This is a genomic window from Nostoc cf. commune SO-36 (assembly GCF_023734775.1).
Lineage (GTDB): Bacteria > Cyanobacteriota > Cyanobacteriia > Cyanobacteriales > Nostocaceae > Nostoc > Nostoc commune_A.
The window spans coordinates 5,100,827-5,123,724 of record NZ_AP025732.1 but is presented as its reverse complement, the minus strand read 5'-3'; the positions used below and the strand labels follow the sequence as shown (position 1 = coordinate 5,123,724).

17 protein-coding genes are annotated in these 22,898 nt (G+C 42.4%); 6 read left to right on the top strand and 11 right to left on the bottom strand.

All coding sequences use genetic code 11. The features are described from left to right. Nucleotides 1-11 precede the first annotated feature (11 nt). The gene (locus ANSO36C_RS23200; protein ID WP_251956422.1) at nucleotides 12-377 is read right to left on the bottom strand and encodes a DUF2237 family protein; all 366 of its coding nucleotides are present in this window, start codon (nucleotides 375-377) and stop codon (nucleotides 12-14) included. Nucleotides 378-863: 486 nt separating this feature from the next. Here ANSO36C_RS23200 and ANSO36C_RS23195 point away from each other — a divergent pair, with 486 nt between their 5' ends. Both ANSO36C_RS23195 and ANSO36C_RS23190 read left to right on the top strand, forming a co-directional pair. Next, a complete protein-coding gene (locus tag ANSO36C_RS23195) occupies nucleotides 864-1,088 on the top strand; it encodes a hypothetical protein (RefSeq protein WP_251956421.1) in 225 nt (74 codons plus the stop codon). After that, entirely contained in the window at nucleotides 1,072-1,251 is a 180-nt protein-coding gene (locus ANSO36C_RS23190; protein WP_251956420.1) for a hypothetical protein, read from the top strand. The genes ANSO36C_RS23195 and ANSO36C_RS23190 overlap by 17 nt, the downstream gene beginning before the upstream one ends. A 16-nt stretch (nucleotides 1,252-1,267) precedes the next feature. Here ANSO36C_RS23190 and ANSO36C_RS23185 read toward each other — a convergent pair whose 3' ends face one another. The 5 genes from ANSO36C_RS23185 to ANSO36C_RS23165 all read right to left on the bottom strand — a co-directional run bounded on the left by ANSO36C_RS23185 (nucleotide 1,268) and on the right by ANSO36C_RS23165 (nucleotide 8,283). Then, complete coding sequence (locus ANSO36C_RS23185) at nucleotides 1,268-1,645, bottom strand: response regulator transcription factor (RefSeq protein WP_251956419.1); 378 nt, start codon at nucleotides 1,643-1,645, stop codon at nucleotides 1,268-1,270. A 129-nt stretch (nucleotides 1,646-1,774) separates the two neighbouring features. Continuing rightward, a complete protein-coding gene (locus ANSO36C_RS23180) occupies nucleotides 1,775-5,146 on the bottom strand; it encodes a PAS domain S-box protein (RefSeq protein ID WP_251956418.1) in 3,372 nt (1,123 codons plus the stop codon). A 22-nt stretch (nucleotides 5,147-5,168) separates the two neighbouring features. Next, nucleotides 5,169-7,142: an ATP-binding protein gene (locus tag ANSO36C_RS23175; protein ID WP_251956417.1), complete on the bottom strand. Its 1,974-nt coding sequence runs from the start codon at nucleotides 7,140-7,142 to the stop codon at nucleotides 5,169-5,171. Then, nucleotides 7,129-7,317 carry a hypothetical protein gene (locus tag ANSO36C_RS23170; RefSeq protein ID WP_251956416.1) on the bottom strand — a complete coding sequence of 63 codons (189 nt, stop codon included), beginning with the start codon at nucleotides 7,315-7,317 and terminating at the stop codon, nucleotides 7,129-7,131. The genes ANSO36C_RS23175 and ANSO36C_RS23170 overlap by 14 nt, the downstream gene beginning before the upstream one ends. Before the next feature lie 465 nt (nucleotides 7,318-7,782). After that, nucleotides 7,783-8,283, bottom strand: a complete 501-nt coding sequence (locus ANSO36C_RS23165; protein WP_251956415.1) for a fatty acid hydroxylase — start codon at nucleotides 8,281-8,283, stop codon at nucleotides 7,783-7,785. Nucleotides 8,284-9,768: 1,485 nt separating this feature from the next. Here ANSO36C_RS23165 and ANSO36C_RS23160 point away from each other — a divergent pair. Together ANSO36C_RS23160 and ANSO36C_RS23155 are read left to right on the top strand one after the other, a co-directional pair. Further along, entirely contained in the window at nucleotides 9,769-10,335 is a 567-nt protein-coding gene (locus ANSO36C_RS23160; protein WP_323374610.1) for a group II intron maturase-specific domain-containing protein, read from the top strand. Between the two features lie 53 nt (nucleotides 10,336-10,388). Then, a complete protein-coding gene (locus ANSO36C_RS23155) occupies nucleotides 10,389-11,585 on the top strand; it encodes an RNA-guided endonuclease InsQ/TnpB family protein (protein ID WP_251956414.1) in 1,197 nt (398 codons plus the stop codon). 50 nt (nucleotides 11,586-11,635) lie between these two features. Here ANSO36C_RS23155 and ANSO36C_RS23150 read toward each other — a convergent pair whose 3' ends face one another. Further along, nucleotides 11,636-13,306 carry a mechanosensitive ion channel family protein gene (locus ANSO36C_RS23150; protein WP_251956413.1) on the bottom strand — a complete coding sequence of 557 codons (1,671 nt, stop codon included), beginning with the start codon at nucleotides 13,304-13,306 and terminating at the stop codon, nucleotides 11,636-11,638. 562 nt (nucleotides 13,307-13,868) lie between these two features. Between ANSO36C_RS23150 and ligA the strand changes: the two genes are divergently transcribed. Beyond that, on the top strand, nucleotides 13,869-15,905 hold the full coding sequence (gene ligA / locus ANSO36C_RS23145) for an NAD-dependent DNA ligase LigA (RefSeq protein ID WP_251956412.1): 2,037 nt from the start codon (nucleotides 13,869-13,871) through the stop codon (nucleotides 15,903-15,905). 91 nt (nucleotides 15,906-15,996) lie between these two features. On the opposite strand, the gene ANSO36C_RS23140 is transcribed toward ligA, so the two are convergent. From ANSO36C_RS23140 to ANSO36C_RS23130, 3 genes are all read right to left on the bottom strand, one after another. Beyond that, a complete protein-coding gene (locus ANSO36C_RS23140) occupies nucleotides 15,997-16,752 on the bottom strand; it encodes a Uma2 family endonuclease (RefSeq protein ID WP_251956411.1) in 756 nt (251 codons plus the stop codon). Between the two features lie 312 nt (nucleotides 16,753-17,064). Then, nucleotides 17,065-18,003: an SIMPL domain-containing protein gene (locus ANSO36C_RS23135; RefSeq protein ID WP_251956410.1), complete on the bottom strand. Its 939-nt coding sequence runs from the start codon at nucleotides 18,001-18,003 to the stop codon at nucleotides 17,065-17,067. After that, nucleotides 17,994-18,521 carry an SIMPL domain-containing protein gene (locus ANSO36C_RS23130; RefSeq protein ID WP_251956409.1) on the bottom strand — a complete coding sequence of 176 codons (528 nt, stop codon included), beginning with the start codon at nucleotides 18,519-18,521 and terminating at the stop codon, nucleotides 17,994-17,996. The genes ANSO36C_RS23135 and ANSO36C_RS23130 overlap by 10 nt, the downstream gene beginning before the upstream one ends. Before the next feature lie 310 nt (nucleotides 18,522-18,831). Between ANSO36C_RS23130 and ANSO36C_RS23125 the strand changes: the two genes are divergently transcribed. Then, nucleotides 18,832-21,048 carry an FUSC family protein gene (locus tag ANSO36C_RS23125; protein ID WP_251956408.1) on the top strand — a complete coding sequence of 739 codons (2,217 nt, stop codon included), beginning with the start codon at nucleotides 18,832-18,834 and terminating at the stop codon, nucleotides 21,046-21,048. A 374-nt stretch (nucleotides 21,049-21,422) separates the two neighbouring features. Here the strand turns inward: ANSO36C_RS23125 and fghA are convergent, their stop codons facing one another. Continuing rightward, the gene (gene fghA, locus ANSO36C_RS23120; protein ID WP_251956407.1) at nucleotides 21,423-22,265 is read right to left on the bottom strand and encodes an S-formylglutathione hydrolase; all 843 of its coding nucleotides are present in this window, start codon (nucleotides 22,263-22,265) and stop codon (nucleotides 21,423-21,425) included. Nucleotides 22,266-22,898: the final 633 nt, after the last annotated feature.

Genomic DNA, 22,898 nt, shown 5'->3' with positions numbered 1-22,898 from the left:
CCCAATCAAGATCAAGTTAGAGCATGTTTTTTCAAATCATCTAGAGAAACCACTTCCAAAGCCCTAGCATGAGTTGCTGAAAGTATTACGGGTGGAGCAACGCCAGCTTCGAGAGCTTCTTGCCAGCGAGAAGCACACAAACACCAGCGATCGCCAGGCTTCAATCCAGGAAAATTAAAAGCAGGAACAGCTGTGCCAAGATCGTTCCCTTGCGATTTGGTGAACTCCAAGAATTCTGATGTCACTTGGGCACATACAACGTGCGATCCGAAATCTTGACCACCCGTGCGACAAAAACCGTCGCGGTAAAACCCAGTCACGGGAGAAGTACAGCAAACCTCTAGGTTTCCATCGATTACGTTTTTAGCGTCTGTCATCGTTAATTCGTTGTACTTAATTTTTCCACTTATATATAAGCTTATATTTATTGTCAGTTCCCTGGTTGAATTAAAATCGCTATGTCTGATTAATTCCGAAAAGCAGGTAATTATAGAATAATGTGTATCAAAATCGTTAAAAATAAACTTTTCAGCAGAATATTTAAGAGCGATCGCTCTCAGTTAAAATAAAAACCCCTGGCAAACTACCAGGGGTAATGCAAGTCAGTACTTTCGCATGGAATGTATCCTACGCCAATACCATAGCAACCCTCTAATTTACAGATATGCCATTTTGCCAAACAAAAAAAGCCCTCAGCTTACTACTGAGGGTTATTTTTTATAAAATAGCGGTAATAGACCTCTTACAAAAAAGTTTTGTGACGCTTTGATTCCTGAAATTATTTGCGTAGGGAGGGAACAGGGAACAGGGAAGAAGGAATAAAAGTGTACTGAGTTTTTTCAAAAATCAAATACGAGTCCTATATGATTTCTCAGTATAACAAGCTGCACATAAACGAATTGGCTCTAGCTTCATTTTTTCGCCTTTTGGCGGCAGCATTTGAACTATGTTGTCTGCGTCCAAGCTTATTAGTTTTGCGATCGCATCTAATTCCTTTTGACTGGGAACCGGATTCAATCGAAATTTCTGCCACCTTGCTAATACTGGGGCAATTCCTGCGGCTTTACTCAGATGCAGTGGTTACGTGAAGATGTTACTTATCATACATACTATCAATCTTTTACAGAACTGATTGAACAGGTTCATTTATTTGAACAAGATATTAATTCCAACCCCTTTGCAATTGGTGATCGCTTGTGGGTGAAAAATCATCTTGACCCTGACGAGGAAAAACTACAGGTTTCAACGTAGACGAGGTTTAATTTCCTCAAAAACCCAACACCTGTATTGATTTTTCAAGTACTTCTTTGGGGCGAAATGGTTTAGTTAGATATAAATCTGCACCAACCTCAATTCCTTTTTGTTTATCAAATTCCTGTCCTTTAGCTGTCAAAATGACAATATAAACATCAGCCATTTGCAGGTCGTGTTTAACAATGTGACAGACTTGCAGACCATTCATTTTAGGCATCATCACATCGAGAAAAACCAGGTTTGGTTTTTCAGTTTTAATAATTTCGAGAGCTTCTTCTCCATTTCTAGCAGTTATAAGTTCAACACCCTCGTCTTCTAATGATTCTAGGGCTTGTTCCATTAAAGTTAAGATATTGGGTTCATCGTCAACAATCAGAATTTTCTGGGTCATAGGGATTGGAGATTGGGGATTTTTTTTACTGAAAGTCCTTAAGTGGAGCAACTGGGGTGTGGAATGTTAGGGACTTTTGCAAGATATCTATTAGAATAACTCCTTGCCAGTCCCCACCAGTCCCAGCAATTACTGTTCTGACAGCATAATAAAAAATACATTTTCCAACTCCTTCTCAAACCGTAGGGTTTTCACCAAATCGGCTTCTTGAGAGAAGATAGAATCGATGATGATCATGTCAGGTTTGGCTGATAGGGCTTTATAAATGCATTCTTGGGGGTTGGAGGCTTCAATCACGCTGTATCCCTGAGTTTGCAGTACATCTGATAGGGTTTTTAAAGCTGATGCATTTTTATCTACAACCAATACCTTTTTACTAGAAGTTCCCTGGTAAAGCAGTGAGCCAATTTCGTTGAGGAGTTTCTCTGTGTTGATGGGCTTAGTGAGATAGCGATCAATGCCAATGTGATAGCCCCGTTCTTTGTTTTCAATAATTGACAAAATAATGATCGGAATGTCTGCGGTTTGGGGATCATTTTTGAGAACGGCTGCCACATCGAAGCCGTTGATTTGAGGCATCATCACATCCAAGAGAATTAGATCGGGGCGGGCTGTTTTGATTTGATGAATTGCATCCACGCCATCTTTCCCTTCCCGCACGTTGTAGCCTTCATTTTCCAGTTGTTGACGAAGCAGTTCTCGAATGTTGGCATCATCATCTACAACCAAGATGGTTTTACGGCTTTGGTTCAGCACAGGGTTGGTGGTGATGACGTGTTCTTTGAGTTGTTTGACTAGGGTATCCAGATTCAGGTTAGGAGTGGTTTTTTGATCGCTGGCGTAGGTGGGAATGATGAATGAGAATACGCTGCCGTTACCTGGCTCACTCTCAACCCAGATTTTACCGCCGTGATGATCGACGATTTGTTTACAGATGGGCAGTCCTAACCCTGTGCCTTTGGGTTTATCGGTAAGGGTGTCGCCAACTTGGCGGAATTTCTCGAATACTTTCGGTTGGTCTTCAAGGGCAATACCAATACCTGTGTCAATGACGCTGATGCAAACACCGTCGTTTCCTTGTTTAACGCGGCAGGTGACACAACCAGATTCAGTAAATTTAACGGCATTGGAAATCAGGTTGATTAAAACTTGCAATAGACGGTTGCGATCGCCTACTATCTGAGACACTCCAGGTTCAATTTCGCACACCAGCTGTAAGCCATTGGTTTCAAACAACGCGGCTGTAGAATTGGTTGCCCAATCAAGCAATTCGCCAGGATCAATGGGCTGCATCTGCCATTCCACTTTACCTGCTTCCATCTTGGCGATGTCTAGGACATCGTTAATCAAAGAGGTGAGACGTTCTGCTTCAGATACAATAATGTTGAGATTGTCACCCACCCGCTTGATAATTTTTTGCAGCTTGCGGTCTTCAGTAGGAAGTATTGGGAACACGTCGGTTTCCAGCTTTTCTTGAATGATGGAAGCAAAACCAAGAACAGAAGTGAGTGGTGTCCGCAACTCATGGGAAACTGTTGAGATGAAGTCGGTCTTCATTTTGTCAATCTCCTTTTCTGCCGTCACATCCCGAATCAGTAGCGCCGAACCAAAACAAGCTGCGGGTTCATCATCTGGGGTCTTTTTGAAAATGGCGGTTGCAACTGCCTGACCAATGCGTTCCTTTGTCAGTGCAACTTCGGCAGAGAAAACCTCTGTGGGATGGGACTGAGTTTGGGCAACTAGTTCTACTAAACCAGATATCGGCAGTTCTTGGTAGTGACCTTTAAGGGCGGTAGCTGTTAATCCATACATAGCTAAAAAGGCAGGATTGAAGTGGGTGATTTGTCCTGCAATGTCTGCCACTAACAAACCATCTGCTAAGTTATCTAAAATGGCATTTAATCCCTGCGCTTCTGCTAGGGTATTTTGCAGGGCAGATGTCCGCTCTACAACTCTGGCTTCTAGTTCTTGATTCAGTTGCCGCAGAGCGATTTCTGCTTGTTTGCGGGCAGTGATGTCGGTATTGATTTCTAGCACCGCGCAGGGCTGATGGTCGATGTCTCGTTGCAATGTCCATCGGCTCTGCACAGTAATCAGTTTTCCATGATGGGTGAGGTGTTGTACTTCTCCTTCCCAATTACCTTGCTCTAATAACTCTGCGATGATTTCTTCTTTTGGCTTGAGAAAGGTTTTTTTGATAAATGCTTGAATGCATTGACCTTTCACTTCGTCCCGCGTCCAACCGTACAGACTTTCAGCCCCCTGATTCCAATGAGAGATTTTGTCGCTCATGTCGCGGACGATGATGGCATCGCTGGAATGATTCAACATATCCATTAAACGCTCATTTTCAGCTTCTGCCTGTTTGCGATCGTGAACATCGGTAGAGGTGCCAATCCATTCTCGAATGCTACCATCTTCTTTTAAAACGGGGGCACCACAGACAGAAAAATGGCGGTAGTTGCCGTCTTTGCTCCGAAATCGGTATTCAGTTTGAAAAAGACTTTGATTCGCCATAGCATTACTCCAGGCTTGGGCTGTGCGGTTACGGTCATCGGGGTGAATCGGATCGAGCCAGCCCAAACCCTCGATTTCATCTGCACTCTGACCTGTGTACGCTAACCAGGTAGGCATTTCACTGCTCACCGCCATTCCTTCTGGCGTAGCTACCCAGACAATTTGTGAGCTGGCAGTTACCAGAGAGCGAAACCGTTGTTCGCTCCGTTGCAGAGTTTGTTCTCCTAGCTTGCGATCGTGAATATCTGTGCAAGTGCCAACCCACTCTCGAACGCTACCATCTTCTTCTAATACGGGAGCGCCACAGACTGAAAAGTGGCGGTAGCTGCCGTCTTTGCCACGAATTCGGTACTCAGTTTGATAGAGGCTGCGGTTAGCCACGGCGGCACTCCAGACTTGAAATGTGCGATCGCGATCTTCGGGATGAACGGCATCAATCCAGCCCCCATTTTCCGCTTCAGCTATACTTTGACCTGTATAAGCTATCCAGCTTGCCAGTTCAAAGCAAATTCCTTCTGGTGTGCTTACCCAAACAATTTGTGTAGTGCTAATTACCAAAGAGCGGTATCGGGCTTCACTCTGTTTCAAGATTTGTTCAGTACGTTGACGTTCCTGCTGGGCGCGTCGAAGGTCACTGATGTCCTCCACGCTACACCAAATTACTTGCTCTCCATCTTTGTCAATCATCAATCCAGAAATCCTGACCGAAACCAGATGCCCGTCTTTGTGGATTAACTCTTTCTCATAAGGGCCGTAGCGACCAGTTTTTTCTAGATTTTCTAGGCTAGCTCGGTCAGAGGCGGTATAGTTTTCAGGAGTAATCTGGCGATCGCACAGATTTAGGGTTTCTGGAACAGTGCGCCCCAAAATGGCAGCATAAGCGGGGTTGATGTTAATTAGCGTCCCATCTGTTCGGCATAGTAATAGCCCAATCGGACATTTTTCAAATAGCTGGCTGTTGTATTCATCAAATTGCTTAAACATGGTTAAGATTTTTTTTAATGGCTTATTTGGGTAGGTTAGAACAACAGAACCAAGACAACAAAGTGGCGTACAGTTTTAACGAAATTGGATGACGTTGGAACATTTGATAAATTTGCTCCGGTGATGCACCTTCCAAATCTGGATTCTGCTGTGACATTCGCTGGATCAGTTGAGTATGGCGGATTAGCAAATCCGCCGGTTTGAGCATTGGAGTTGTTGAGGGAATGAAGCCGTCGCTATCGAAAGTAAGGGCTAATTTGGTTGTGGGAGTTGGCGAGGCAGAGGTGCAATTCTCTTTTTCAGTAGCGTTTACCAATGCACAATTTAACGGAATCTGAATCCAGAACTCTGTGCCTTCACCCGGTTGCGACCGACACTTAAGCATTCCCCCATGTTTGTCTACAACAATTTGGTAGCTGATTGCCATGCCTAAGCCTGTTCCCTTACCAACATCTTTCGTGGTAAAGAAGGGATCGTAAATGCGGCGGATAACCTCTTCCTTCATGCCTGGGCCGTTGTCAGCAATGCGAATCACAACCCACTGGCGATCGAGTATTTTGGTACAAATAGTGATGGTCGGAAGTATGATTTGTGATTCGTTGGATGCCAATGACGAATGACTAATGACTAATGACTCTTCGAGCGCATCAATGGCATTTGCCAGGATGTTCATAAATACCTGATTCAACTGTCCGGGATAACATTCAATCAGAGGAAGTTTTGCATAATCTTTAACAATTTCAATTGCCGGACGATGAACATCTGCTTTCAGACGATGATGAAGAATCATTAGGGTTCCATCAATGCCATCGTGGATGTTGACGGCTTTTATGTCGGCTTCGTCATGGCGGGAAAAGTTTTTCAGGGATTGGACAATTTCGACGATGCGACTTGTGCCTAATTTCATTGAATCTAGCAGTTTGGGAAGATCCTGCATGATAAATTCCAGGTCTATATTGTCTAACTCTGATTCGAGTTCTGGAGGAGCAACAGGTAGAAATGTTTGATACTTTTCCAACAGGTGCAATAAGTCGTGGGCGTATTCGGCAACATACCTTAAATTGCCGCAAATAAAGTTAACCGGGTTGTTGATTTCGTGGGCAACTCCAGCAATGAGTTGCCCTAAACTGGACATTTTTTCGCTTTGGATTAACTGAGTTTGGGCCAATTGCAACTCATGAAGAGTTTGCTGAAGCTTCTGTGTCTGGGCTTGTGCTTGGACAGCTGCTTGAGTGCTTTGCTCGTAAAGCACAGCTTTGTCAATAGCGATCGCTGTTTGGGAGGCAAAGATACTCACAAGTTTCAGGTGTTCAGCCTTGTATGAGTCAGTTTTGGGCGTTCCAATAGCGATCGCTCCTAGTACCCGCTCTTTAGCTCGCAACGGTACACAAATCATTGCATTAACGTTTTTCTGCATCTCTAATCGAGGATCGGCTTGCACATCATTGACCAGTTCTGCCCGATTGGATTGCACAATGTTGCCAATAATTCCCTTACCCGGTTCCGGCTGACTGTGGTCAAAAAACACTCCAAATTGGGCAATGGTTTCAAATGCGGTTGCATCTGGACTCAAAAGCAAAATCATTCCCGCAGATGATTCAATTAATTGGCTCAATTCCTGAAGCACAAGTTGGCCAATCTGTCGCGTATCTAAACTTGTTGTGAGTTGAGTTGAAATATCATCAAACAAGTCAATTTCCTGGTATCGCTCCAGCAATTCTTTAGCAAGTTCTTTCTTCTCAGCTTCCTGCTTTGCCAAAAACGAGAGCAAAGTCGCAAGTAGAGTTGCTTGTTCTTCTCCAACAACCCAACCGATGATTTCTCCTGACACCTCGATGGGATATCGGTTTTCCGTAGTTTGTTTGCCAATGCTAATCAGTTTTGTGCCGTCTACCAGTTCAACATCAATTGCGATGTTGAACTGGTAGACTAAGTTATGAACGAGAGATGGTAACTCTTTTTTGTTGAGAATCTTTCTGAGGCTAACTGCGGACATCAAACACCTCATCTAGAGCGAGTTGCAAATTGACCACATTCAAGCTAACAGGGTAACTAATTTTATCTGCTACCTCTGCCGCTAAGTTTGCCAAGATGGACATTTTCTCACTTTGTACCTGCGATCGTCTAAGCAAGCTATGCCCTGCATCTCCAGAAAAGAGAAGGATTGTCATAATAAATCTAGGGAATATAATAATTTACTAATTAAGACTAGTCTTCCCAGAAACATTTGCGATATAACAGCAAAGTTGAACAGTAGGAAAAAATACCTTTATAGCTATTCTCATTTGAATGAGGTGAATAGTTAGAGGCGCACAGGTAGTGAAGTGATGTGCCCTACGTTTATATTTGTGGTTAATTATTTCTTTCTGTACAGCGTATTTCAGGTAAATGAAGTACACGGGTAGGGGCACAGCCATGTTGACTACGATTATCTGTACCTCACGCCTGTTGCTGCTACATCTTAACCCATGCGGTAACTGCTATAAACTCAGTAGCAGAGGCATCCCAAGACTTCTGGAATTTTGGGGAAAGGGGAAAGGAAAAGTGAAATCATCTGCTTTAGGTTACAAAAAGAAGCTGCGATCGCAGCTTCTTTTGGTAATTTTAAAAAGTATTTAGGTAAGCGGTAGCATCAGTTATATCCGAGAGTAGCGAAAACGAAGTCTGAGTAACCGAAGCCAGCGTAACCACATTTGTGCAGGTTGTTCAAAGAAGCTGAAAATATCACCGAAACCTAAATTAGTTTTGTGATGATGTAACCAGTGTCTCTCAGGAGTAGTAATAAATAGAATTTTGCATAAAATATTTACAGGCTTTGGAGTTTGCCAACCTAGTACACTTATGTGTCTCCACCATACATGAAACTGACCAAGCAGTAATCCAGAGATTACACCAATGGGAGAGAAAGGCCACAAAACTACTGCTATGACTATATAAGGCAAAGCTCCCAAGATACCATCTAAAAGAACCTGGGGATTAAAAGTCAAAATAGCGTAGTGGCGGAAGTCTTTCTTCCAGGAGTGGTGCGTTTTTAAATGAAGGCTACCAAAAACGTGCTCGGGTACGTGGTAAAAAAATGTAGATAGAAAATCGCCAAAAAACAGTAATAACCAAGCAACAGCGATAGCCTCAAGCATTTGTACTCCTCAAGTAAGTTAAGAAAACTCCACAGAAAATATGCCAATGTCATGCTGTCGGCGTAGACACTTAGTTTTACGTTATGCAAGCAGCACCTGTGTGTCTTACGTGTCTACGCTCCAGTTAATTTTGCTCAGAGTAGATGTAATTGGATCAGTTGCAGTTTCATGAATCTCCGCTCCTTAATGCAGTAAACAGCAACTCGTAAGAACCTCCAATTTGACTTCTAGCTCTGGGTTAATGGTAAAAATACATCTAAAACCCGATGGAAATACAGTATTTTACCATAGTTACTACACAATCTTCTTACTAAGGCATACAGCGTAAGCAAAGGTTGAGTTAAAATTAGTACAAATTTAGGTTAAGAGGATGTTTTAAAATTATTAATTTTAAATTGATTGCAATTAAGCTTAAATTATGAGTTTAATCAGAACGATATAAATAGCCATTCTCCCAACATAAACTGGGTTATGGGGGTGAAGAAAGTAGGTTTATAATACAATTAAGAGGCGGCAAATTTTAGAAAATCTAGTATTAATTAGATGCCATTGTTGCTTTGCGTTGATCTAGCACGAATGTCGCTCTAGAACCCCGCTTTCAATAATGAATTTTGAGAAAGCATAAGGATTCTAAGAATTTATCAAACAGAATTCAGGAGTCAGGAGTCAGAATTCAGAATTAATTCTGTATGACTGGCGGATAGCGCAGCGTATACCCTTCGGGATGCTTCGCTTAGAGCAAGTACTCGATAGCGTAGCGTTAGCGAGTATTCGAGCGTCGCGTCTGAATAATCGGAGTTTTTGCACCCCCACCAAATTGAAAATTTGGTGGTCTTCTCTACGAGACGCAAGCGCGAACAATTCCTGCGCGGTCTGAATCCCCGACTGATAGCGTTCGCGTAGCGTCTCGTAGAGAAGCGTTAGCGAGTCCGCGAGCGTCTTGATTCTGACTCCTGAATTCTGACTTCTGAATTCTTCTTCAACTTTTTTGCCGAGCGCGTTTGAATTCGCTTGTCCGTGTTATGCAAACAGCAAACTCTGTGCGTCACCCTTCTCCTGTGGTCGCTGTTGTGCGTATTTTATTTACTTAAAGGTATCGGAGTACACCAAAAGTTTCACCGCGTCAAGAACAAGGGTGAGCGTCTTCTTTGATAACGTGGTTCCGAAATCTTAATTGTTCCTGTATCATAGGAGTTCGCGGGATGCGGGAAACTCAGCGTCTTCAGACCTGAGGTGCGATTCGTTCACTCGAAATGAATAGAAATGTTCAGGGATGAGTGACATTTGAGAGATAACCCTTAATGGGTGGAGTCCGCACTTTAATCTCTCTCAGATGATAACTGAATCACCCTCATGGTTATTCCTATGAAAAGTCCCTCTCCATAGGTGCAACGGTAACAGCATCATCCCTACGGTAGCGACTAGCCATCAATCCGTAAAGCGGGATGAAAAGGAGGAACAACTGGCAGCCTAAGCTGGTTCCCCCTGCCTCTTATCAACCGATTAAATTCGGTAATAACAGGATGGTCTAACTACTACTCAACAGTTGTAAGTAAGGTTATCTTTTCTGACTTAGATAATCTCATGTATCCAAAGCTAAAGGCTTGGGCGCAACACCGCCACCCCCAGAAGTCCGGGGGATGGGTGTCAAAGAAATATTGGCAAACTATAGGCGGTGATAATTGGGTATTCGCAACCAGGCAGAAGGGTAAAAACCCGATGCGGTTACGGTCACACACGGAAACAAAGATTATCCGTCATGTGAAAGTTAAAGGCGATTCCAGTCCCTACGATGGAAACCTAATTTACTGGAGTTCAAGAATGGGAAAACATCCCGAAACGACCTTAAGAATGGCAACGCTCCTAAAGTCACAAAAAGGGAAATGTACCCACTGCGGAATGTACTTCCGAGAGGAAGATGTACTTGAGATTGACCACATAACCCCCAAAAGTTTGGGAGGCAAAGACGAATATAAAAATCTCCAGATATTACACAGACACTGCCACGATGAAAAGACAACTGAGGATGGTTCAGTTGTGAAGTACACATGACAATGTGCCGAATCATTGAGGAGCCGTGTAATGGGAAACTATTAAGCACGGTTTTGAAGACCAACGGGGTTGGTGACAACCTCGTTGAGTTTACTAGGGAAGCGGCACGGGTAGTTTTAACCACCGAGGCATTTAAGTCTTTCAAAGAATTGAGAAACTTATACTTAAAAGGTGAATTACCTTTCAAACCAAAACCGCCTAGCTACCTAAAAGGGTCAAAGTTGTTCAAAGTTGCTTACCCCAATTCAGGAGGTCAAAGACCACTGATTGTTAATGGGCAGATTAGATTTTCTTTAGGGCTAACAGTTAGAAGATGGTTTGGAGTGTCTGAGTTTTTTCTCCCAATGCCATCAAACATTGACTACTCAAAGGTAAAAGAGTTTACGATTCTACCCAAGAATGGTGCTTTTTACCTGGAAATGTCCTATGAACAAGCCTTGCAAAAACACGAACTAGACATCAATCAGGCGTTGTCTATAGACCTTGGAACTGCTGACAATTTAGCTGCTTGTGTTGATACATTGGGTAATTCCTTGTTGATTGATGCTCGTGCAATGAAAGCGATGAATCAACTATGGAATAAAAAGGTATCAACACGTAAAGAGAACAAGCCAGAAGCCTATTGGGACAACTGGTTAGACCGTGTAACCCGTAAACGCAATCACCAAATGCGGGATGGTATCAACAAAGCAGCAAAATTAATTATTAACCACTGCCTTAGACATGGCATTGGCACTCTAGTAATTGGGTGGAACGAAGGCTTTAAATACTCTGCCAACATGGGTAGAGTTAATAATCAAAAGTTTGTTCAAATGCCTTTGGGTAAGCTAAAAAAACGATTGGAACAACTGTGTGATTTGCACAGCATTAGATTTATTGAAACAGAGGAATCCTACACGAGCAAGTCGAGCTTTTTAGATGGAGACTCCCTACCTGTTTATGGTCAAAAGCCAGAAGGGTGGAAAGCATCTGGAAAGCGAGTTAAAAGAGGGCTGTATAGGAGCGCGAATGGTTCAATTGTGAACGCGGACTTGAACGGTAGCGCGAATATAATGCGAAAAGTAGCCAGCAATCTAAGCTTAGACTTAGGCTTACTGGGTAGGCGGTGTTTGACGACCGCAACGAGAGTTAGGCTTTGGACACTACCTAAGTTTACTCTGTCTGTAGAATCTCAGACCCTAAAGGGGCTGAGAGTGTCAAAAAACCTTCTGCCCCTCTCAAGGCAATTTCTCTGGACTTCCAAAAAATAAAAGGGGAGAGAAAACCAGCCAATGGCTACTCTTCCCCAATAACCATAAATTTACTGTGAATCGGATTTTTCACTTTGAGTTTTTGCAGATGAATTATTAGCATCATTTGCACTGTCTTTGTGTAACTGGCTTTTTAACAAATTAATTAAACCTTCAGAAAGTTGTGATAATGAATTTTCTAATTGTGGTGAAAGTTCTAAGGGTAAGCTACCAGTACGCAAATGTAGAGAGCGTTGGGGGAAGGGAATATTGATGTTTTTTTGTCTGAGAATTTCATCAATCTGAAAATATAAGTCGCTCTTAATTTGAAACTGCTTGCGGGGTTTAGAAATCCAAACTAATAACTGAAAATTTAAAAAATCTTCACCATATCCTTGAAACCAAACAGTAGGATGTGGTTTTTTTAAAATATCAGTATTTTTCAGCGCCACTTCTAATAATGCAGAGCGTATAGTATTGATACTCACACCATAAGCAACTCGTATTGGTAATACTAGACGACATGCTGAAGTCTGATGGTTCCAATTGACTACTTCTGTATCTAAAAAACGGGAATTTGGCACAATCACTACTATATCATCTAAGGTGCGGAGGTAGGTGCTGCGAGCATTTAAACGCTCTACTGTTCCCATAAACTCGCCAACTTGTACAAAGTCGCCAATTTCAATAGCGCGTTCAAAAGTAATTACAAAACCGCTTACCAATTCTTTAGCAACTCCCTGCAAGCCAAAGCCGATCGCTACACCAAATACACTGGCTACTATTGCTAAAGAACTGATGTCTAAACCCCAAATTTGTAGTAATAAAACTGTTCCGATAAAAATTAGACTGTAATAGATAGCAATGGCAATTGATTCTTGTACACCACGGCTAACATTTGTCATGCGTAATACGCGCGATCGCAGCAGATTAGTTAAAGTTCCAGCAATCGCTAATACTCCAAAAAGTAAGCTGATGAAGATAATTATATTGATGACTGAATAAGAACTTTCACCAATAGTAATCACTGGAGAAGTTAAGCTCATCCAGAGAATATTGGCAATGCTTCTGCTCCATTCTCGCGTTAAGGGGAATAAGTCGGTAATGTAGATAGCTATTCCTATCCACAGTAGCGATCGCACTACAACCAGCGTCAATTGTAAAAATAGCTCGATTCCTTTGGGTTGCGCTCCCGTTTCCGGGTGATTAGCTTCTCTAGGAACCAGTCGCCGTAACCAATAGCGCCCAACCCAACCCAAAAGGAAATGGAGTGCGATCGCGCCTAATACAGATAAAGCTACTACTAATATTGCCCGCCAAAAATAATCTAATCTGCGTTCTTCTTGACCTTGTTTAACTGCTTCCCTAATTCGTTGCGCCCAAATTTCTGCTTGTTCCTGTTTTGTTCTCCCAGTAAAAGTATCTTGTTGAGTCACCGTTAATAGGTGACGATTATTTACCAGAATTACAGGTAATTGATTAGTTTCTACAATCTCTACCTTCACACCACCTGGAGAACGGACTGCTTCTCTTAAAATTAAGTTGGCATCACCAGCACGATTTTCTGCGCTAAATTGTCCTGCTTCTGAAAGTTCAAATAACTGACGACCATCTACTGTAATATGAGCAGTTGGTCTTGATTGAGCTTGCACCGACATTTCAGTAGTTAATAGCCATCCAATCATCATGAAGACAATTACCAGGATGGCAATGGCTTTCCGAAAGTGATGAAAGCTATTCATAACATCATATTTTTATAAGGAACCTTTTTTAATGAAATAAAATCGTAAGCATTTTTCATTATTGCATATTTTAAACAATCATATATCTGTCATTAGTTTTGCTGTAAAAGATTATTCTTCTATCAAAAGTTATAATTAAGATCAAAGCCTTGATCTAGATACAAGATTTATCGTGTTTTTAAATATCAATTATCTATGCCAATAACCTTTAGGTGAAGAACATTCGATTATTGTAGCTGGAGAAACCAAGAGATAAAAAATTTAAGATTATATAGATTCGTGGCGATCGCACTTTAAAGTTATGCTACTTTTAATGGAACTGTTGCCGCAGATATGGTGTTAGTGGAATTCCAGCTATCCTCAAAAAGTAGTATATAACTTATTTAAGATATAAGAATCCTATTTGATGTTTAAAAAACCTAAGTTAAAATACTACGTACGGACTGTACAAGTCTAACAGCGAACAATGATTTTTTGTCACGAAGCACTGTACGTAAAATGTTAAGTCTACCGATGGACGATCATCTTTAAATTTTATTCCTAGATATTTTATAATAATTCAATGACACAGATTAAGCCTGAAGTAAAGCGCACAGAAGAATTGCGCCAGTTATTGCAACAAGCAAGCTATGCTTATTACGTCCTAGATGCTCCAATCATGGAGGATGCAGTCTATGACCAGCTATATCGAGAATTGCAACAACTAGAAACTCAATATCCAGAATTGACAGCACCCGATAGTCCAACTCAGCGCGTGGGTGAGAGGCCAGCAACACAGTTTAACTCGGTGCGGCACAATATCCCCTTGTACAGTCTGGAAAATGCATTCAATATTGATGAGTTGCAAGCATGGGATCAGCGTTGGCGGCGACAAGTACCAAAAATAGATGCAGTGGAATATGTCAGTGAACTGAAAATTGATGGTTCTGCTTTGGCTCTTACTTACCAAGATGGTATTCTAGTTAGAGGCACAACTAGAGGTGATGGGGTGACGGGTGAAGATATCACCCAAAATGTGCGGACAATTCGCTCAATTCCCTTACGTTTGAATTTTGAAGGGTTAGAAATTCTCGAAAGGGTAGAAGTTCGAGGTGAGGCGTTTTTGCCGTTGGAAGTGTTTAAACAAATCAACGAGGAAAGGCAAAAAGCCAGCGAACAATTATTTGCTAATCCCCGTAATGCCGCAGCTGGTACACTCAGGCAACTAGACTCCCGCATTGTCGCTAAACGGCGGTTAGATTTCTTTGGCTACACTCTGCACATTCCTGGTAGAGATGACACCAGTATTGCTAATACGCAATGGGAAGCGTTGGAGTTGTTGGAAAAGATGGGTTTTCGAGTCAACCCCAACCACAAACGCTGTGCTTCGATCGCAGAAGTGGCAAAATATTATGAATATTGGGACACGGAACGGCTGAATTTACCCTATATGACTGATGGGGTAGTGGTGAAGCTGAGTTCTTTTAAACTTCAGGAACAGCTAGGGTTTACGCAGAAATTTCCCCGTTGGGCGATCGCTTTAAAGTACCCAGCCGAAGAAGCACCTACCCGTGTGGAAAATATTGCTGTAAATGTTGGGAGAACAGGCGCGTTAACCCCATTAGCAGAGATGCGCCCAGTGCAATTGGCGGGAACAACAGTTTCCCGCGCGACTTTACATAATAGCGATCGCATTGCTCAATTAGATATCCGCATTGGTGATACTGTCATCGTTCGCAAAGCCGGAGAAATCATTCCAGAAGTGCTGAGGGTAATCAAAGAACTCCGTCCCCCTGACACCGAACCTTTTGTTATGCCCACCCATTGCCCAGTCTGCGGCCAATTGGTGGTGCGAGAATCAGGCGAGGCGGTGACTCGGTGCGTCAATGCTTCCTGTGCGGCGATTCTTAAAGGTTCCATTGAACATTGGGTAAGTCGTGATGCCTTGGATATCAAAGGCATGGGCGAAAAGCTGGTATATCAACTTGTTGATAAAGGTTTGGTGCATTCCGTTGCCGATTTATATGAGTTGACAACAGAGAAATTATCTGCATTAGAAAGGATGGGGCAAAAGTCAGCAGAGAAATTAGTGGATGCGATCGCTCAATCAAAAAATCAACCTTGGTCAAGGGTATTGTATGGTTTAGGCATCCGTCACGTTGGCAGTGTAAATGCCCAATTGTTGACTCAAAAATATTTCACTGTAGACCAGTTAGCGGCAGCAAAGCAATCAGATATTGAAGGAATTTATGGTATCGGTGCTGAAATTGCCCAATCTGTCTACCAGTGGTTTCGGATTGATGCTAACCAAAGGTTGATAGAACGCTTACAAGCAGAAGGATTGCAATTAACTGCCACAGAGGAAACGCAAATAGTTGGTGATGGTAATCAAAAATTCGCAGGTAAAACTTTTGTAATTACGGGAACATTGCCAACTTTAAAGCGGGATGAAGCAAAGGCTTTGATTCAAAAATCTGGGGGAAAAGTGACTGATTCGGTGAGTAAAAAAACCGATTATTTACTGTTAGGAGAAGATGCCGGCTCTAAGTTAGAAAAAGCAGTTTCATTAGGAATTACGCAGTTAAGCGAGGCGCAATTTTTGGAGATGACTGAAGGTTGAAATAAGTTATTTCTTCTGCAAATAACAGTTCAGATCATCTCAAAAAACTGATGTAAAGACGCGATTTATTGCGTCTTAAAATACCAATCGTCTACTCGAACGGGGGCAAATTATTCGGGTCAATACCCTGTGATTGTAAATAAGCAATCAGCCGTTCTTTTTGCTGGCATTCTTGTTCGGCGCGTTGGCGTTCTTGTTCAATCTGTTCTACAGCCCACGGTAACAAATTACCAGCTTGATCCCACCAGCGTAACCAATAACCAGTGCGACCTTCTTTTGTTCCTTGCCAAGTTCCTAAAAATAAGCCCATCACATTAATCCAATGACGACCATTTTCGTCAGGTTGCTTTAACTCATAGCGTTTATTTTCCAGTTGATAATATTCTAATAAACCGCCATAAGGTTCAAAAACCACGTAGATGGGAATCTGCAAAATCTGCTCGTAGAAAAACCATTTTCCTGGTGGATAAGCTCGTTTTACCGAATATTCTCCACCTTCAGTATCGGATAAAAATTCGATAGCGATCGCTGGAATATCTCCTTCTAAATTTGGTGTATAACTTTTGCGATTACCCACAACTTCATTCACCGATGGCACATAAACCCAGTCAGGTGCTTTAGCAATAAATTGACCGTTGACTGTCGCACAAAGACCCAAGTTGGAAGCTATCAACATTTGGGGTTGGATGAATCCACTGATTTCTAGGCTTTCACGCAAAGCACCAGCCAAAAGTGGCTGACTTGTATTCTCCACTGGTTCATCCTCTAGTTGAAAATCCTTGGGCAAGGCTTCCCAAGAGATTACCAGTTCAGTTTGGGATTTGCCTTCACTGAGTTGGGTTGCCATAAACACAGTATGAATTTATTTTTGATTTTATCGCTTCTAGGATGGTATGGAGTCATTCTTGACCATAGGTGTCAACTTAAAACTGTCTCATGGAATTCGCCGCTATATAGGCAAAATCCACCTCCGCAAACTAAAGGAAAATTAAGGTTTTTTAACCCACGGAGGAGGATTTTGTTTGTGTAGATGCCGTTTTTAACCGCCCATTGCACCTTAAGTTGACATTAATGATTCTTGACACTCTCCGCCATACATAGGCGGGAATTCTTGAATCTTTTTTGAGTATTTTAGCTGATTGACAAAAAACGCTTTCTTCTAAACTGTTACAGGTGAATCAAGAGTAATTGCTGTTGGATAATAAAGAATGTCTAGAGAAACACTAGCTTCTACCGACTGAAGACCACCAATTATAGGAGTTGTAGCACCTGCTGCAAAAGCTCTATCTACGTTAAACACCAAAGGAGACGGGCTGAAATTGTCAGATGAGTTAATATCAATGTCAATAATCTCTCCGGGGGTTAACTTCAAGGTACTAAAAACAGCCTGAGCTTGCGCTTGAGCATCTTTAACAGCTTCGCTAAGAACTTGCAGACGTGCCTGCTGCAATGCTTCGTCTGAAGCAGTAAAGCTTATATTCTGTATTACATTTGCGCCTGCTTGGATAGCTGTGTCAATTGCTGCTCCAGATTGATCTGTTGGTAACTCAAACTGAAGTGTGTTCAACCCTTCAAAGCCAGTTAGGGTTTGAGTCCCATCGGCAAAGCTAAAGACGGGATTTAGTTGAATAGATGTAGTTTGAAGTTCTTGCGCCCCAAGGTTTTGCAGCACATCAACTACTGCTGTTGAACGTCGAGCAACTTCTTCTTGAACTTCGGTTGCGGTTTTTCCTTGTACTTGAATCCCTAATTGCACCTCAGTTAAAGTAGTGGCAACAGTGACCTCTCCTCGACCGGTAACTTCCAATATCTGAGAAGGTTTTGGATTAGTGCTACCAGTCAGGGAATTGATGATCACAAGAGCCTGCTGACTCCCACCTATGAGATTATCAGTAGCCGAAGGGAGAGTGAGTGCTGAATTTGGAGAATAACCGATATCTAGAGAAACACTAGCTTCTACCGACTGAAGACCACCAATTATAGGAGTTGTAGCAGCTGTTGCTACCCTATCTGCTGCTGCAAACACCAAAGGAGATGGGCTGGGATTGTTAGATGAGTTAATATCAATGTCAATAATCTCTCCGGGGGTTAACTGCAAGGTACTAAAACAGTCTGAGCTTGGGCTTGGGCATCTTCAACAGCTTCGCTAAGAACTTGCAGACGTGCCTGCTGTAATGCTTCGTCTGAGGCAGTGAAGCTTATATTCTGTATTAAATTTGCGCCTGCTTGGATAGCTGTGTCAATTGCTGCCCCAGCCCGATCGGTTGGTAACTCAAACTGAAGTGTGTTGATCCCTCTAAAGCCAGTTAGGGTTTGAGTCCCATCTGCAAAGCTAAAAACGGGATTTAGTTGAATAGATGTAGTTTGAAGTTCTTGCGCCCCAAGGTTTTGCAACACATCAACTACTGCTGTTGAACGTCGAGCAACTTCTTCTTGAACTTCGGTTGCGGTTTTTCCCTCTACTTGAATCCCCAATTGCACCTTAGTTAAAGTAGTGGCAACATTGACCTCTCCTCGACCAGTAACTTCCAATATCTGAGAAGGGTTTGGATTAGTGCTACCAGTTAGGGGGTCAATGATCACAAGAGCCTTCTGACTCACACCTGTGTTAGTCATCTTATTCTCCTTGCTTAGATGATGTTTAAAACCTGTTGTTTTAATCTTAGAAGATGTCTAAAAAGTGAGAAAGGGCACTCAACGGTATCAGAACTTACACGTAAACACGATTTATATTACTGCGTATAGCTGTTTAAAAGTAAATTTGTATAAATCTGAGGCTTTTTCAGCATATATATTTGTAGCAATTCTTCACTATTCGTAATTTAACTCTCAGGTTAAATCACATATTTAATGATAAGCCGCTCAACCTCAAATATAAGAAGATTAAGAAAATCCAGATAAAAATTTTGTTTTATTAACAAAAACAATGCAGTTGAATCAAAGTAATTTCCTTAGATTTCTGATCCAGTCAGAGCCAGTAAAACCAGCAGTATCCAACGGCTTACGAGCGGCATTAGCATTGGGGGTTCCCATGCTAATTGGGCAACTTATCAACCAAAGGGAAAGCGGATTATTTGTCGGTTTAATAGCTTACTTTGTCAACTTAGCGAATGTTGGTGGCCCTTACCAGATAAAAGCTAAGGCGATGACGGGGGCTACATTGGGAATCGCTATTTCAGTATTTGTGGCTACTCTAGTTGCTAAAATTCCAGTGCTAACTGTGGTGCTGGCATTTCTCTGGGGACTTGCTTCAGGTTTTGCATCGCTGTACGGTAATGCTGGGGCAAATGTTGGTCTGGTAGTAGGGATATCATTTATTTCCACGATCGCACAGCCAGGAAACTTGGAAGTTGCACTGATGCGATCGCTGTTATGTCTAATTGCAAGTGGATGGGCGATGTTACTTTCGTTGGTAATGTGGCCTTTTAGACCTTATGATCCAGTACAGATAGCTTTGGCTGACTGCTTAAAGGCAATCGCCAACTACATTCAAAAATTCGTCGGTAAAGTCGCAACACCGGAAAATATTCTCGAAATTAGAAAGGCATTAGAGACAGCACGCACTACTTTAGGTACTACACGGATTGGACAGCCGGCTAGGAGTTGGATGGATGAGCAGTTATTGGTATTAATTCAGGATGGCGATCGCTTGCTTGGCTCAGTTATTGCCTTAATAGAATTACTAGAAACTCACTTTCAACATCAGCAATATTACGCAGTCCAGCAATTAGTAGACGATGCACTTGTGGAAATATCAATTATTCTTCAAGCCATAGCGAAAGTCATATCTCGCAAGCCTGCTAGTATCGATCTAGGAAATCTCAACCGCATCTATGAGGCACTGAAGGAACAAGAAAATCTGCAAAGAAAAGCAATTGCTGGGAGTGAGACAGACTACACAACTCTTGTGGCTTTCACTAACTTGGTGCTGATGATCGAAAAGCTGATCAAGCAATTGCAATACACGGCTCAAACAGCTAAATCTCTGGTAGATCGCAGCAAAATGAGTCGCCGAGATGTAGATACACTACTTTTAGTTGCAGGCGAACAGCGATCGCTTTTAAGTTTACTCAAAGAAAATCTCACCTTAGACTCAGCAATCTTTCGCCATGCTCTCCGTATTGGTGTCAGTCTAGCTGTAGGCGTAATATTATACAGCGTTACCAATCTACCAATGGGGTATTGGGTAACACTAACAATCATGCTAGTTCTCAAACCGAACTTGGGTGCAACTTTCCAGCGATTTTTCCAGCGTGTTGGCGGGACTATTTTAGGAGCTGTGTTAGCAGCTATCATAGTTGCAACTATCACAAACAAGGCTGTATTAGACATAATCATTTTACTGACAGTCTTTTTTGGCATTTCCCTGATCGGTTTCAACTATGGGTATTCGGTGGTTTTCTTGTCAATATTTGTTTTACTTATTATTGATGTTGGTAATCCCATTGGTTGGCAATTTGCTGGCTTTCGGGTGTTAAATACATTAATTGGAGCGGGACTGGCTTTTGCAAGTCATTACTTTATATGGCCAAACTGGGAACGCGATCGCTTACCCAGTCAACTCGCCACTGCCCTGCGAGAATGTCACAAATACTTTAGCGATGTGATGGCTGTTTACCAGGGGACAAAAGAGGGTGACTCTAGCATTATTAGTCAACGGCGACAAACTGGACTAGCCATTGGCAATGCTCAAGCTTCCTTCCAAGGATTGCTGCGTGAACCCCAAATGCACAAAGAGTTAGTAGAACCAGTGATGACGCTGCTGGTGTACATGGGACGTTTTACTAACGCCGTGACAGTTTTGGCAGTGCATCTCGAACATTTTCGAGCAACTGTGCCACTCCCAGAATTAGAAACCTTTGTCCGCCAAGTTTCGCTACTGTTAGAGCAATTGGCTGATTCAGTACAGCAGGAAACTACCCCTTTGCCCTTACCTGACTTAGAAGAAACTCTGCACAAAATCCAACCGCATCTGCAAGCACTGCGTACAGCCCGGATAGAAGAGCTAGCTGTCAATCAAGGACATACACCTATTCGTCAAGCAGTGATTGATTACAGCATATTAGATTTGGAGATTGAGCAGATTGTCCGGCGGTTGACTGCTATGCACTCAGCTATGATAAGGCTAACATCAGGTAAGTGAACTACTCAGACTTGCCTACGGCTGAAGTCTGAGCTTCCCAATTCATCGGGAATAGCCTCTAAAACCCTGTAGTTTTTTTGGTCTGACATTCCCTCCAAGGGCAGGAGTCCTAGTTCCCAAGACCCAAATTTTTCTCTTGCAACATATACTTATTAGCTTGGTTTTCGCTTGCGGCATTGATGGTGAAAAACGCGGTCTTGGGGTCTCCCCAAGTAGAGCGATTTTGAACCCGGAGGGTCAAGACAATAATATATCTTACCAGAAAATTTTGGGGATTCGTCATACATTCCCACCTTATGAGTACATTGTTCGCGTAGCGTCTCCAAGAGTTGGTGGGGACTTCCGCGACACGTTAAAGCGATACCTACGGTAAGCTACGCTAACGCATGGTGACGAATATGATCTTCAATAAAAGTAGAGATGAAATAATAACTGTGGTCATAGCCTTCTTGGTAACGCAAGTTTAGCGGCTGATTAACATCTGCACAAGCTTGCTCAAACACTTCAGGCATTAATTGTTGTTCAGCTAAAAATTTATCAGCAGTTCCTTGGTCAATGAGGATAGAACTGTGATATCCTAATTTTTTGACTAATTCACTAGCATCATAATCACGCCAACTTTCTTGATTACTGCCAAGATAACCATTGAAAGCCTTTTGACCCCAAGGACAACGCATAGGTGCAGTGATAGGTGCAAAAGCTGATACTGATTGGTAGAGTTCTGGGTTTCTCAAGGCACAAACTAGCGCCCCATGTCCGCCCATTGAATGACCGAAAATACCTTGTTTATCCGGTTGGGTTGGGAAGTTTGCAGTAATTAAAGCAGGTAATTCCTGAACGACATAACTATACATTTGGTAGTTTTTACGCCACGGTTGCTCTGTAGCATCAACATAAAAGCCAGCACCACTGCCAAAGTCCCAATCATCATCCTCACCTGCAATCCCAGTATTACGCGGACTCGTATCTGGTGCAACCAATATCAAACCGTACTCAGCCGCCAAGCGCTGCACTCCTCCCGCTTTTGCCATAAAATTTTCTTCGGTGCAAGTTAACCCAGAGAGGAAATAGAGAATTGGTACAGGTTTTTGAGTTGCTTGTGGCGGTTGATAGATAGCAAAACGCATTTCACCGTTACAGGTGGAGGAGTGATGACTATAAAAGCCGAGTTTGCCACCAAAGCTTTTGTATTCGGAAATGAGGTTGAGGTTAGACATTGGTTATATTTTCTTTCCTAAACGGCTGTAGAGAATGATTTAGCAAGTCAAATCTCCCTATTGCATTCTGTATTTTGACTTCTGAATTATCTTTTAACAAGAAAAACAGAATTAGGACTTACGCATTGACACAAAATACAAAATATGCATCTTTGAAAAACCAGAGATGTCGTAGGGGCACAGCAGTGCTGTGCCCTCCATAGCGCGGGTTTATGTACGTACCATCAAAGAATAATTAATCAAAGCCGGAAACGACCTATTTTCGTGAATTCATACCATGATTAATTTGTACAGTGCGTAAGTCCTCAGAATTTACAGCACTTCCGGCAGCTATGAGGTACATCCTCAAAGCTAAAAGCTATGTTAGGAGAGAGGCAATAAGAAAAACTGTATTGCATAATAGCGGGAAGCGCTGTATCAAACAGAATTCAGGAGTCAGGAGTCAGAATTCAGAATGAATTCTGTATGACTGGCGGATAGCGCAGCGTTAGCGAGTATTTTCGAGTCGCGTCTGAATAATCGGGTTTAAGACCCCCACCAAATTTTCAATTTGGTGGTGCAACAATTCAGTCGCGGGTCTGAATCCCCGACTGATTTATTCTGACTCCTGAATTCTGACTTCTGAATTCTGAC

Bases quoted from the DNA above. Each gene is read 5' to 3' on its own strand.
- ANSO36C_RS23200 (WP_251956422.1), bottom strand. From the start codon at position 377: ATGACAGACGCTAAAAACGTAATCGATGGAAACCTAGAGGTTTGCTGT.
- ANSO36C_RS23195 (WP_251956421.1), top strand. From the start codon at position 864: ATGATTTCTCAGTATAACAAGCTGCACATAAACGAATTGGCTCTAGCT.
- ANSO36C_RS23190 (WP_251956420.1), top strand. From the start codon at position 1,072: ATGCAGTGGTTACGTGAAGATGTTACTTATCATACATACTATCAATCT.
- ANSO36C_RS23185 (WP_251956419.1), bottom strand. From the start codon at position 1,645: ATGACCCAGAAAATTCTGATTGTTGACGATGAACCCAATATCTTAACT.
- ANSO36C_RS23180 (WP_251956418.1), bottom strand. From the start codon at position 5,146: ATGTTTAAGCAATTTGATGAATACAACAGCCAGCTATTTGAAAAATGT.
- ANSO36C_RS23175 (WP_251956417.1), bottom strand. From the start codon at position 7,142: ATGTCCGCAGTTAGCCTCAGAAAGATTCTCAACAAAAAAGAGTTACCA.
- ANSO36C_RS23170 (WP_251956416.1), bottom strand. From the start codon at position 7,317: ATGACAATCCTTCTCTTTTCTGGAGATGCAGGGCATAGCTTGCTTAGA.
- ANSO36C_RS23165 (WP_251956415.1), bottom strand. From the start codon at position 8,283: ATGCTTGAGGCTATCGCTGTTGCTTGGTTATTACTGTTTTTTGGCGAT.
- ANSO36C_RS23150 (WP_251956413.1), bottom strand. From the start codon at position 13,306: ATGAATAGCTTTCATCACTTTCGGAAAGCCATTGCCATCCTGGTAATT.
- ligA (WP_251956412.1), top strand. From the start codon at position 13,869: ATGACACAGATTAAGCCTGAAGTAAAGCGCACAGAAGAATTGCGCCAG.
- ANSO36C_RS23140 (WP_251956411.1), bottom strand. From the start codon at position 16,752: ATGGCAACCCAACTCAGTGAAGGCAAATCCCAAACTGAACTGGTAATC.
- ANSO36C_RS23130 (WP_251956409.1), bottom strand. From the start codon at position 18,521: ATGACTAACACAGGTGTGAGTCAGAAGGCTCTTGTGATCATTGACCCC.
- ANSO36C_RS23125 (WP_251956408.1), top strand. From the start codon at position 18,832: ATGCAGTTGAATCAAAGTAATTTCCTTAGATTTCTGATCCAGTCAGAG.
- fghA (WP_251956407.1), bottom strand. From the start codon at position 22,265: ATGTCTAACCTCAACCTCATTTCCGAATACAAAAGCTTTGGTGGCAAA.